This window comes from Janibacter sp. CFPM2_SD2 (assembly GCF_057364645.1).
The window spans coordinates 1-11934 of record NZ_JBNFOF010000084.1; the positions used below are offsets into that span (position 1 = coordinate 1).

13 protein-coding genes and 2 pseudogenes are annotated in these 11934 nt (G+C 72.9%); 9 read left to right on the forward strand and 6 right to left on the reverse strand.

Going from position 1 to position 11934, the window contains the following annotated elements:
- The 6 genes and pseudogenes from AC2W7J_RS09535 to AC2W7J_RS09560 form a co-directional block, all read right to left on the reverse strand.
- On the reverse strand, window positions 1-602 hold a 602-nt coding region (locus AC2W7J_RS09535; protein ID WP_485982209.1), incomplete at its 3' end, for a protein kinase family protein.
- Between the two features lie 46 nt (window positions 603-648).
- Entirely contained in the window at window positions 649-1590 is a 942-nt protein-coding gene (locus AC2W7J_RS09540; protein WP_485982210.1) for a lipid II flippase MurJ, read from the reverse strand.
- A 70-nt stretch (window positions 1591-1660) separates the two neighbouring features.
- Window positions 1661-2371 (reverse strand): annotated as a pseudogene (gene murJ, locus AC2W7J_RS09545) (murein biosynthesis integral membrane protein MurJ); the annotation flags it as partial.
- Between the two features lie 17 nt (window positions 2372-2388).
- The gene (locus AC2W7J_RS09550) at window positions 2389-3021 is read right to left on the reverse strand and encodes a DUF6049 family protein (RefSeq protein ID WP_485982211.1); all 633 of its coding nucleotides are present in this window, start codon (window positions 3019-3021) and stop codon (window positions 2389-2391) included.
- Entirely contained in the window at window positions 2946-4484 is a 1539-nt protein-coding gene (locus AC2W7J_RS09555; RefSeq protein WP_485982212.1) for a DUF6049 family protein, read from the reverse strand. The genes AC2W7J_RS09550 and AC2W7J_RS09555 overlap by 76 nt, the downstream gene beginning before the upstream one ends.
- Window positions 4457-4939 carry an NUDIX hydrolase gene (locus AC2W7J_RS09560; protein ID WP_485982213.1) on the reverse strand — a complete coding sequence of 161 codons (483 nt, stop codon included), beginning with the start codon at window positions 4937-4939 and terminating at the stop codon, window positions 4457-4459. The genes AC2W7J_RS09555 and AC2W7J_RS09560 overlap by 28 nt, the downstream gene beginning before the upstream one ends.
- A 156-nt stretch (window positions 4940-5095) precedes the next feature.
- On the opposite strand from AC2W7J_RS09560, the gene AC2W7J_RS09565 reads away from it, so the two are divergent.
- The 9 genes and pseudogenes from AC2W7J_RS09565 to AC2W7J_RS09605 form a co-directional block, all read left to right on the forward strand.
- On the forward strand, window positions 5096-6049 hold the full coding sequence (locus tag AC2W7J_RS09565; RefSeq protein ID WP_421007683.1) for an esterase/lipase family protein: 954 nt from the start codon (window positions 5096-5098) through the stop codon (window positions 6047-6049).
- Between the two features lie 40 nt (window positions 6050-6089).
- Window positions 6090-7541: a CCA tRNA nucleotidyltransferase gene (locus tag AC2W7J_RS09570; protein WP_255184843.1), complete on the forward strand. Its 1452-nt coding sequence runs from the start codon at window positions 6090-6092 to the stop codon at window positions 7539-7541.
- A 103-nt stretch (window positions 7542-7644) separates the two neighbouring features.
- A complete protein-coding gene (locus AC2W7J_RS09575; RefSeq protein WP_485982214.1) occupies window positions 7645-8973 on the forward strand; it encodes a WXG100 family type VII secretion target in 1329 nt (442 codons plus the stop codon).
- A gap of 73 nt (window positions 8974-9046) precedes the next feature.
- Window positions 9047-9523, forward strand: a complete 477-nt coding sequence (locus AC2W7J_RS09580; RefSeq protein WP_255184841.1) for a hypothetical protein — start codon at window positions 9047-9049, stop codon at window positions 9521-9523.
- Between the two features lie 13 nt (window positions 9524-9536).
- Complete coding sequence (locus tag AC2W7J_RS09585) at window positions 9537-10010, forward strand: hypothetical protein (RefSeq protein WP_255184840.1); 474 nt, start codon at window positions 9537-9539, stop codon at window positions 10008-10010.
- A 5-nt stretch (window positions 10011-10015) separates the two neighbouring features.
- Window positions 10016-10846, forward strand: coding sequence for a PP2C family protein-serine/threonine phosphatase (locus tag AC2W7J_RS09590; protein ID WP_485982215.1), 831 nt, complete (start codon window positions 10016-10018; stop codon window positions 10844-10846).
- 2 nt (window positions 10847-10848) lie between these two features.
- Complete coding sequence (locus AC2W7J_RS09595) at window positions 10849-11181, forward strand: hypothetical protein (protein ID WP_485982216.1); 333 nt, start codon at window positions 10849-10851, stop codon at window positions 11179-11181.
- A gap of 10 nt (window positions 11182-11191) precedes the next feature.
- A complete protein-coding gene (locus AC2W7J_RS09600) occupies window positions 11192-11422 on the forward strand; it encodes a hypothetical protein (protein WP_485982217.1) in 231 nt (76 codons plus the stop codon).
- Window positions 11423-11432: 10 nt separating this feature from the next.
- A pseudogene (locus AC2W7J_RS09605) lies at window positions 11433-11934 on the forward strand (hypothetical protein); the annotation flags it as partial.

Below are 11934 nucleotides of genomic sequence, written 5' to 3' on the forward strand. Positions count from 1 at the left end.
GACCCCTCGCGGGGGGGCGCTCGGCAGCCCGCTCGGGCGCTCGAGCGGCCAGGTGGCGGTGAGGCCGGCGTAGGCGAGGGGCGACGACACCGGTCGCGTCGTCGGCGGTCGGCCTCCTCGCCCTCGGTCTCGATGCCGGCGAGGGCGGCGGCGGTCGCGAGACCGCGCACCTTGACCCGGCCGTCGCCCGTCAGGAGGACGAGGTCGGGGGTCAGTGCGAGGTGGTGCAGCCCGCGGGCGCGGGCGGCCTCGATGCCGGTGGCGACCTCACCGGTGATCCGGCGGACCTCCTCGGCGGGCAGGCCCTCGGTGCCGATGACCTCGGTGTAGGTGCTGGCATCACCGATGGCGTCCTCGGCGATGAAGGAGTGCTCCGCCTCGCTGCCGACGTCGAGGATGCGCACGAGCTGTGCGGCCTCGATGCCCGCGGCGCGGCGGGCAGCGTCGAGCGCGGCGGCGGTCGAATCGGCGTCGGCGGGCATGACGATGAGCGTCACGTCGCGGTCGAGCGTCGTGTCGCGAGCATTCCAGCGCTCGCCACCGGGGATCTCCTCGATCCTCGTCTCGACGGTGTAGCGACCGAGCTCCGTCCCCGGGTTCACCCCGTGCACGCTGCCCCTCTCGTCGGTGTAGGCCTGCCGCGCCATCCTAGGTCCCAGCGGCAGCGCATCCGCGCAGCCGACGTCCGGGGCGCGTCAGCCACGGCGCAGGCGGCGGGTCAGCGGGCCGAGCAGCTCGGAGACCTCTTCGACCCGCAGCCGCGCCGCGAGGGCCAGGGCGACGCCGAGCACGACGAGCCCGACGGCGGCCGTGACGACGACCGAGCCGAACCAGGTCTGCCCGTCGACGACGAGCAGCAGGGCGCGCAGCAGGCCCCAGCCGACGAGGCCGCCGACGGCGTGGCCAGCCCGAGCCGGACGAGCTGCGCACGACGCGCGAGAGGCCGAGCGAGCCGAGCCGGCCACGGAGCAGCCACAGGCCGAGGACGGCGGCGACGAGGTTGGACACGGTCTGGCCGAGGCCGACCCAGGTCGCGGCGTGCTCCGGCACGCCGAGGGACCCGATGAGGGTGAAGGTGAGCGCCACGCCCGTGACGACGAGCTGCAGGACGAAGGGGGTGCGCCCGTCCTCGTAGGCGTAGTAGGCGCGCTGCACGAGGAAGAACCAGCCGTAGGGCAGGAGACCGAGCATCATCGCGGCGAGCACGCCGACGGAGGCGTCCACCTGGTCGCGCGGGGTGCCCGGGAGCACGGCGGCAAGCAGGTAGGGCGCGACGAGCAGGATCGCGAGCGTGCCCGGCAGGAGGATCGTCGCGGGCAGGGTGAGGCCGCGCCGCAGGTCGGCGGTCACGGCCCGGGTGTCGTCGTCGTGGGCCGCGTGCGAGATGCGCGTGAAGAGGGCGGTGACGAGCGAGACGGTGATGATGCCGTGCGGGAGCATGAAGAGCAGGAAGGCGTTGGCATAGGCCGTCAGGCCGGCGCCCTCGACCCCGCGGGCCTCGGCGGCGTGCAGGGCGCCGGTGAGGACGCGAGAGTTGACGAGGTAGGCGGCCTGGCCGACGGCGACGGCGGCGAAGGCCCACATCGCCATGCGCGAGGCGCTGCCGAGCCCGCTGCCCCGCCAGGCCCCACACGGGGCGGAAGCGCAGACCGGTCCCGCGCAGGGCCGGGACGAGGGCGAGGGCCTGCAGGGCGATCGAGAGGGTCGCCGTGCCGCCGAGGACCGCGACCATCGTCGGGGTCCACTCGCCGACCTCACCCTGCCGCGGCTGGTCCGTGATGACGAACCACAGCAGGCCGCCGATCGCGACGACGTTGGCCAGCGCCGGTGACCACATGAAGGCCCCGAAGCGGTGGTGGGCCGTGAGGATCTGCCCGAGGAGGGTGTAGAGCCCGTAGAAGAAGACCTGCGGCAGGCACAGGACGGCGAAGGCGGTCGCGAGCGTGCGGGCCTCCGGCGGCCAGCTGCTCGAGACGATGAGCGAGACGAGCAGCGGCGCCGCGAGCGTGAGCAGCAGGGTGATGACCGCGAGGGCGGCGGTCGACAGGGTGAGCAGCCGGTTGATGTAGGTCTGCCCGCCGTCGTGGTCGCGCATGGCGCGGGTGATCTGCGGGACGATCACGGCGTTGAGCACGCCACCCGCGATGAGCAGGTGGAAGATGTTGGGCAGCGTGTTGGCGGCATTCCACGCGTCGGCGGCGATGACCGTCAGGCCGACGACATAGGCCGTCAGGCTGTTGCGGGCGAAGCCGAGGACCCGGGAGAAGAGGGTGCCGGACGCCATGATGGCGCTCGACCGGCCGATGTCCGGTGCGCTCCGACCCGCGGCCGGTTCGCCGAGGTCCTCCTGCGGAGTGGCGGCCTCGCTCATGCGTCGTCCCCTCGGGGTCAGTGGTCTGTGTCGCCCTCGGGCGAGCTGCTCTCGGGCTGACCCTCGGACGAGCTGCCCTCGGGTGCGGCCGCGCGTGCGCGACGACCGCCCCGCACGGTACGCCACGTGCCTGCCGCGAGGAGGAGCACGGCCGCGCCACCGATGACCCAGTAGATCGAGTCGCCGGTCGGCCGCACCTTGACGTGCAGGGTCGCGGGCTCGGCGACGGCGTGGCCGCCCGGGGTCGTCACGGCGACGTTGACGGGCACCTGGCCGGCGGCGAGCGCCGTGGCCTGCACCGTGACCGTCTGCTGGCCGCCCGGGCCGATCGTCACCGGGTCGGGGTCGCCGTCGACGCGCAGCGAGTGGTTGCCGGGGGTGACGTGCACCCGCAGGTCCTCGAGCTGGACGTCGGTGTTGTTGGTGATGCTGATCTGCAGCCGCCCGCTGTCGGCGAAGAAGTTGACGTCGCCCGAGGAGACGACGAGGTCGTCGGCGTCGAGCGTGACGGCCTGCTCGACGTCGTCGTGCAGGCGCACGAAGCCGTAGCGGTCCTCGCGCCACCGGGTCGACGTCAGCTGCTGCAGGGAGGCCTGCATCCGCGAGCGCCACGCGGTCCCGTCGCGACGGACGGCGGCGAAGGTCGCCATCGACCGGGAGTCGCGGACGATGCGGCGCGAGGTCCTGCGACAGGACCGCCGAGGGCGTCGCGGCGCCGGCGGTCACGTCGTCGATCTGGCCCGGGGTCCGCGCGGTGCGGGCCGGCTCGGCCGCGGCGGCGTCGTCGAGCACGACGTCGAGGTCGCCGCCCTCGAGCCAGGGGATGCGGTCGGTCGACGCGCGCAGCTGCTCGTAGGCCTCGACGGAGGGCGTGCTCGTGCGGTCGGGGACGACGACGATCGTGCGGGGGGTGCCCGGGCGCTCGCCGAGCACGGCCGCGGTCTCGGCGACGAGCTGCTGACGGGCCAGGGTGACGTCGTCGGCGCTCGACAGGCCCTCGACGAGGTCGGCGATCGGGGCCGTCGCTGACGACGACGGGGCTCCCGGCCGTGGTCCGGTCTCCGCCGGTGGCGGTGAATCCCTCGGGGACCAGGCTCGTGCTGGGGACGAGCAGGGTGGGCTCGACCCCCGTCGGTCGCAGCTCGTGGAGGGCCTCGGCGCGCTCGCCGGTCGCCAGCCCGTCGGCGGGCCACAGCACGTCGCTGCGCGCCCCGAGCTCCTGGGCGACCCGGGTGCCGTCGGCGACCCGGGCCTTCACCAGTCGGGCGGCGTCCTTCGACTCGGCGCCCGCCGCGACGTCGGCATCGGCGTCCGGCAGGACGAGGGTGCGGGAGCCGACGAGCTGCTCTCGCAGGGACTCGGCGGCCCGGGTGCGCGTCTCCAGCTCGGCGGTGGCGATGTCCTCGCCGTCGGCGGGGACATCGAGCAGGGAGGGGTCGAGCACCCAGAACTCGTCGTCCGCGGGTTCCTCGGAGGTGAGGGCGGCGATCCGGGAGTCGCTCCCGACGGCCTCCTGCCACGCGCTGCTGCGGGCCTCGCGGCTCGTGCCCCACAGCCGGCGGTCGTCGGGGAGCAGCAGCGGCATGCCCCAGAGGATCTGCAGCGGCTCGTACTCCTTGGTCCGCTGCACGCCGACGAAGGTGTGCACCGCCGTCGCGTCGGTCTGCACGCTCACCCACGCGGCGCCGGCGGAGGACTGCGGCAGCAGGTCGTTGCCGTCGACCTCGAGCGTGAAGCTCGCCGAGCCGCCGGCGGCGACGTCGTCGAGCGTCGTCGCGGCCAGGGCGGTCCCGGAGACGGGGGCATCCCCCTTCGTCCAGTCGGCGATGTCGGACCGGCCGGTGCCCGCCTCCTGCGGGACCACGGCCACCCGGGGGCCGGAGAGGGTCGTGGAGCCGGTGTTGGTCACCGTGCCGCGCACCGTGGCGACGCCGTCGCCCTCGACGACGGGGGTGATCGACGTGATCGTCACCCGCGAGTCACCGGGGTCCTCCGGTGCGAAGGGGGTGGCGGCGGCAGTGGTGGGACCAACGGCGACGGGGAGCACGACGAGCAGCGCGAGCAGCAGGCTCGCGACCGCGGCGCTCAGGCGTCGCCGGCGAGTCGCTGCCACGCCTCCCTCGCGATGCGGCGTTCGTTGGGGAAGGTCAGGTGCCGGTGCGCCTCGCGCAGCGGCAGCCAGGCGACGTCGACGGCCTCGTGGTCGGGGTCGTTGTCGATCGTCAGGTAGCCGCCGATGGCCTCGAGCAGGTAGTGGTGGACGAACTTGTGGATCCGCCGGTCGGGGGTGGCGAACCAGTAGTCGATGGTCCCGAGCTCGACGAGGACCCGGGCCTCGATGCCGGTCTCCTCGGCGACCTCGCGGGCGGCGGTCTCGACGAGCGTCTCCTCGCCCTCGATGTGGCCCTTGGGCAGGCACCACTCGAGGCGGCCGGCGCGGTTGCGGCGGGCGATGACCGCGATCCGGGCCTCCCCTTCGTGCACGTCGACGACGACCCCACCGGCGCTCCGCTCCTCGACCGCGGGCAGACGGCGCTGCGCTCCGGAGGCGTGGGCGGGGTGGGTCATGTGGTCACTGTAGCCATGCGACCTCGGGGCGCCTCCCGGGTGGCGAGGTGCGCCGGACGCGCTCTGCACGGTGGGACCGGCGTGACTACTGTCTGGTAGGTCCGTCAACGAGGACGGAGGCGTCAAGGACGACGCACGACCTTCCCGGGAGCCACGATGAAGCCGACCCTCCGACGAGCCGCAGCCGCCGCGGGCGCCGCTCTGCTGACCAGCCTGACGATGGGGGTGGGTACGGCAGGCGCAGCCGAGCAGGAGGAGCCGGTCACCGGCCCCTACCAGCTGAACTTCAGCGGCTCGCTCCTCTACTCGCTCGCGCACCCCGACGCCCAGCCGCAGGGTGTCAACGACTGGGGGTGCGTTCCGCGAGCAGGTGAGAACCCGGTGGTCCTCGTCCACGGCACCTTCGCCAACCAGTACGACTCCTTCGCGCGGATGGCGCCCGAGCTGAAGTGGGCCGGCTACTGCGTCTACTCCTTCAACTACGGCACGGACGGTACGGACGCCGCAGCCCAGATCCCCGGCGTCTACGGCACGACCGGGCTCTCGGGCAACGGGGACGAGCTGGCCGCCTTCGCCGAGACCGTGCGCTCCCGCACCGGCTTCTCGAAGGTCGACATGGTCGGGTGGTCGCAGGGCGGGACGATCATCACCGACGTGCTCAAGAAGCACGGTGGCGGAGGGGTCGACGACGTCGTCACCCTGGCCGGCAGCCACCACGGCACGACCCTGTCGGGTCTGGGGACGATCGCCGAGGCCGTCGGGGCGACGGACCTCACCCGAGAGGGCCTGGGGCAGGCCGCCGTCGACCAGATGCAGGGGTCGGAGTACATCACCGCCCTCACCGCCGACGGCGACACCGTTCCCGGGGTCGACTACACCGTCATCGGGACGAAGTACGACGAGGTGGTCACCCCCTACCGCAGCACCTTCCTCACCGCCGGTCCGGGAGCCACGGTCCGCAACATCACCGTCCAGGACGGGTGCGCGATCGACCTGAGCGACCACCTGTCGATCACCCACAGCCCCCGGGTCATCGACATCACCAAGCGCGCGCTCAAGGCCGACGGGTCCGGGACGATCCGCTGCCTGCCCAACGCCCCGGTCCTGTGATGTCGGGTCGGGGGACGCAGCCCACGTAACCTTGGGCTCCATGTCCCCCGACCTGCCCCCGGAGATCCTGCGTGCGGCCGTGGCCCACCTGGCACCGGTCGTGCCGCTGCTCACCGACCTCGGCGAGCGATTTGCGAAGGGGGGTCACGAGCTGGCCCTCGTCGGCGGCCCCGTGCGTGACGCCTTCCTCGGTCGCGCCAGCGAGGACCTCGACCTGACGACCTCGGCGTCGCCCGACGAGACCGAGGCGATCCTCGCCGACTGGGGCGACGCGCACTGGGACATGGGGCGCGACTTCGGGACCATCGGCGCCCGGCACCGCGGCTACACCGTCGAGGTGACCACCTATCGGGCCGATGCCTACGACGGGACGACCCGCAAGCCGGTCGTCGCCTTCGGCGACAACCTCGAGGACGACCTCGTCCGGCGTGATTTCACCGTCAACGCCATGGCCCTGCGCCTGCCCGACCTCGCGCTCGTCGACCCGCACGGCGGCATGCTCGACCTCGCCGCCCAGCGGCTGCGCACGCCCTCCACGCCGGAGGTCTCCTTCTCCGACGACCCGCTCCGGATGATGCGGGCGGCGCGCTTCGTGGCCCAGCTGGGGCTCGTCCCCAGCCCCGAGGTGCTCGAGGCGATGACCGCCGCAGCCGGCACCCTCGAGATCGTCTCGGCCGAGCGCATCCGGGACGAGCTGGTCAAGCTCCTCCTCGCCGCCGACCCCGTGGCGGGCCTGCGCGTCCTCGTCGACACCGGCCTCGCCGAGCAGGTGCTGCCGGAGCTGCCCGCCCTTCGCCTCGAGATCGACGAGCACCACCGGCACAAGGACGTCTACGAGCACTCGCTCACCGTGCTCCAGCAGGCGATCGACCTGGAAGGGCCCGCCGCCGACGCCGACCACCCGGTGCCGCGCCCCGACCTCGTGCTGCGCCTGGCCGCGCTGCTCCACGACATCGGCAAGCCCCGCACGCGGCGCTTCGAGGAGGGGGGCGGTGTCTCCTTCCACCACCACGACGTCGTCGGGGCCAAGCTCACCGCCAAGCGGATGCGCGCGCTGCGCTTCGACAAGGAGACGACGAAGTCGGTCGCCCGCCTCGTCGAGCTGCACCTGCGCTTCCACGGCTACGGCGACGGGCAGTGGACCGACTCGGCGGTCCGCCGATATGTCACCGACGCCGGTCCGCTGCTGCAGCGGCTGCACCGGCTGACCCGGGCCGACTGCACGACCCGCAACCAGCGCAAGGCCGCCCGTCTGCGCCGCGCCTACGACGACCTCGAGCAGCGCATCGACGACCTCCTCGCGCAGGAGGAGCTGGACAAGGTGCGCCCCGAGCTCGACGGCCACCAGATCGCCGAGGTCCTCGGCATCGAGCCGGGGCCGGTCCTCGGCGAGGCCTACCGACACCTGCTGCAGGTGCGTCTCGACGAGGGTCCGATCGGTCCCGAGGCGGCCGCGGAGCGGCTCCGGGCGTGGTGGGCGGAGCGCTCCTGACGCGGGTGGGGAGTGCTCCCCATGTCGCTCCCCGTCCGGGACTTCTAGGTTGACCACCTGACCGCACTCGAAGGCCTCGTCGGCCACCGCCAGGGGAGAGAAGATGAACGTCCAGCAGGGCATGGACACTGCGCGCATCCGCGAGATCGCTGCGCAGCTCACGACCGAGGCCAACCGGCTCGACGACGTGCTGGAGCGGGGCAACTCCAGCGCCGGCCTCCTGCAGGCCAACTGGGAGGGGGACGACGGCCAGGCGCTGCTCGTGCGCTGGCGCACGACCGCGGTCAAGCAGCTGGGGGAGGCCACCGAGACCCTGCGCCAGGTCGCCCGGACGATGAAGGAGCAGGCGAGCGACCAGGACACCACCTCCAAGGAGGTCGGCGGCGGTTCCGGCGGCGGCGGGGGCAATGGCGGCGGCAATGGCAACGGCGGGGGCAACGGCAACGGCGGCGGCAAGGGTCAGGGCAAGGACGACGGCCCGATCAGCTACAAGCAGACCTTCGAGCGTCCGGGCAAGGACTCCGACCTCGTCAAGGTCAACAAGGACAAGGACGGCAACACCCACTACTACGACCCGGTGACGGGCAAGCGCTGGCAGGAGGCCGAGGACGGCAGCTGGAAGCGCGAGCAGGACCCCCGCTTCCGTCGCTCCTCCGAGACCGACGTCGACCAGACCAAGAGCGACAAGGGTTGGGAGACGACCCAGGAGTCGACCCGGGGCAAGGGCCCGCTCGGGACCAAGGAGTACGGCGAGTCGTGGTCGAAGGAGAAGTCCTTCGACGACGGTTCGCAGAAGGACGGCAAGAAGATCCTCGACGGGGTCCAGACCGACCCCCTGGTCGAGAAGAAGGCCTGGGACCAGAAGGGCGACGTCGAGGCCTGGCAGAAGGACTGGGGCGACGAGAAGACCGGTGCCAGCGTCAAGGCCCTCTCCGCCGAGTACGCCACCGAGGGCAAGGCCGGCTTCGACGTGAAGAAGGGTGCCTACGCCGAGGCCAATGCCGAGGCCGGTGCCTACGTCGGCAAGGTCGAGGGCCACTGGACCGGTGACCACGGCACCTCCGCGCAGGGGGAGGCCTTCGTCGGTGCGGAGGCCAAGGCGAGCGGTGAGGCCAACATCGGCCCGGGTGGGGCCAAGGTCGGCGTCAACGCCGAGGCTTTCGCCGGCGGCAAGGCCGAGGGCTCCGTCAGCCAGGACCTCGGCCCCGCCGAGGTCGGCGTCGGCGGCGAGGTGTCCTACGGCATCGGCGCCCACGCGTCGGCGGACGCCGAGGTCAGCATGGACAAGGTCGGCGTGAAGTTCGACGTGGGCGCGACCCTGGGCATCGGCGGCGGGCTCAAGGCCGACATCTCGGTCTCGCCGAAGGAAGTCATCAGCGACGTCGGCGACGCCGGCAAGAAGGCCTGGGACAAGGTCAGCTTCTGGGACTAGACGTCACACCCCCTTCGCACCAGATGGCAGGCTGGGCCCCAGTCCGCCGCCCCCATGACCACAGGAGAGCAGCATGACCACCATCAGCTACCCGAGCGACGTCGTCCCCGGCCCGCCGCCGATCACCCTCGACATGCCCGAGGGCTGGACCCAGGTGTGGGCGCCCGAGACGCTCATCGCGATCCGCGACGACGCCCAGGGTGTCGACCACTTCCTCGCCAATGTCGTCGTCCGCTTCTACCAGCGCCTCGGGTCCTTCGGCTCCGAGGAGATCCACGCGGAGCTGTCCGAGTACGTCGCCCAGCGACGTGACGGCGAGCTCGGCGCGCTCAAGCAGCAGGCCGTCAACGGCCGCGAGTGGCTCGGCTCCGACGTCGCCTTCGTCGACGACCAGGCCGGCACGATCGGCCAGGTGCACTGGTTCACCGGCCAGCGTCGCAACGACGTCATGGACGTCATCCAGGTGACCGGTTCCTATGCTGGCTCGCGACGAGAGCAGGACTACGCGACGATTGACGCGATCGTCGACACCATCCGCGTCAACCCCTGAGGATCCACTGCGCATGCCTGAGCTGAGCTACCCGAGCGAGGTCTTCCCCGGTCCCCCCGGAGTCACCATCGACGCCCCGGACACCTGGGCGCCCGTGCGGGTCGGCGGGACCCTGCTCGCCTGCCGCCGCATCGACAGCGACCACGGCTTCGCGCCCAATGTCGTCGTCCGCGGCTTCCAGCGGACGGGCGACTTCACGATGCGTGAGGCCCTGGCGGAGCTGCGGGCCTTCGTCGACGAGCAGCCCGAGGGCCATGTCGACGAGCCCTTCGAGCTCACCCTCGGCGAGGTCCCCTTCCTCGGCGTCAACGTGTCGTGGAGCGACCCGGACATCGGCACGATCGTCCAGATCCATCTCTTCGCGGGCTCGCGACGCGGTCGCATCGTCGACCTCGTCCAGGCGACCGGGTCGGTCGGCGGTGGTGACGCGCAGAGCGCCTACGCCGAGGTGCAGCAGGTGCTGCAGACGATCCGGGTCACCAAGTGAGTGCGGTGGCCGGTCCTGACGAGCTCCCCGGTCTCGTGCTCCACGTGGGCGCGGCGACCGACACGGGGCGCGTGCGGGACCACAACGAGGACTCGGCGCTCGCCGAGGGCGGGATCTTCGTCGTCGCCGACGGCATGGGCGGGCACGCGGCGGGCGAGGTCGCGAGCGGCATCGCCGTGGAGGCGATGCGCGAGCTCGTCACCCACCCCGAGCTGACCGCCGAAGACGTCAGCCGCCAGCTCGTCGTCGCCAACCAGCGCATCCTCGACGCCGTCGAGGGCAACCCCGAGCAGCGCGGCATGGGCACGACGGCCACCGGCCTGGCGCTCGTCAGCGCCGGCGGGTCCGACCACTGGGCGGTCTTCAACGTCGGCGACTCCCGGGTCTACCGGTGGATCGACGGCGGGCTGAGCCAGGTGACCGTCGACCACTCCGAGGTGCAGGAGCTCGTGGACGCGGGCGTCATCACCGCCGAGGAGGCGCGGGTCCACCCCGCACGCAATGTCGTCACCCGCTCCCTCGGCACCGACTACGCCTACCAGCCCGACGTGTGGGTGCTGCCGCCCTACGCCGGCGAGCGCTTCATCATCTGCAGCGACGGCCTGACCAACGAGGTCCCCGACGAGCGGATGCGTGACATCCTGCAGGCGTGCCCCGACCCGCAGGTCGCGGCCGAGGAGCTCGTCCGTGCTGCCGTCGAGGCCGGTGGCCGCGACAATGTCACCGTCGTCGTCGTCAACCTCGACGGGGACGTCGGGGACGACCTCGCCGAGACCAGTCCGCGCCGTCCGGGGGACGACACGACGCCGCGGGACAGCTTCACCGAGGAGGAGTGAGCATGCAGACGAGGATCGAGGGCCACGAGGGCTGGGTCGAGGTCACCCGAGACGGGGTGTCCGTCCTGGCGAAGGGGGACGAGACCCTCGTCGAGCGCATCACCGCTGCCCTCGACGCCGCCGACGGCGACGACCTCGCCGATGTCGTCGTCGACGAGCTGAGCGCGGGCGCGTGCGCCGCACGCCCGACTTCGCGCTCGTCGACACGCGAGCGGTCGCGTCCTCGTCCGCGGCAGTGCCGTCGTGCGGCACACGGCCGCCGACGGCTCCAGCCGCGAGGTCACCGCACCCACCCGCGGCCCGTGGGCCGACGAGGACGTCGACACCGACGGTGAGGTCACGCTCGTGACGGGTGAGGCCGCTGCCGAGCCGGTCGCCGCCGTGGCCGGCGTCGAGAGGGACAGCCCCGAGACGGACGCGGCCGAGCGGGTTGCTGACTCCGGCGCCCCGGCGCCGGTCGTGGTTCCCGCGCCGGAGGCGGCAGCTCAGCAGGCCCCGGTGGCCGATGAGCGGACCGGCGCGGCCGAGAGCGACGCCGAGCAGGTCCGAGGAGACCAGCCCCGAGGCGCCGGCTGACGACGAGCCGGTGGGCATCGAGCCCGCCGAGGCCGAGCAGCAGGCCGACGCCGAGCAGGTCGACGAGCCGAGCCCCGAGACGCCGGTCGACGACGCCCCCTTCGCTCCTGACGAGGCTCCGCAGGCCCCGGCCGAGTCGGACGAGACGCCCGATCCCGAGGCGGCCGTAGAGACGCCGGGTGCGCCGAACGAGGCCCCGGCTGCGTCCGCAACCCCGGCCAGCCCCGGGCAGCCGGCGGACCAGTCGGCAGGCTGGGCGATGCCCTCCGTCTTCGGCGGAGGCCAGCCGAGCGACGGGTCGAGTGACAGGCCGAGCGAGCAGCAGCGCCCCCAGCTGTCCGTCGTGCCCGACCCAGTCGCCGCCGCGCAGCAGCGTGAGCAGGGCGAGGAGCCCACACCCGTCGACGAGGGTGCGGTCATCGAGACCCCGGCGCCGGAGGGACGGTCGATCGGCGCCGGCGAGGCGACCCCCGTCGCCGACCTGACGGACGAGCCCGTGGCCGACGCCGCAC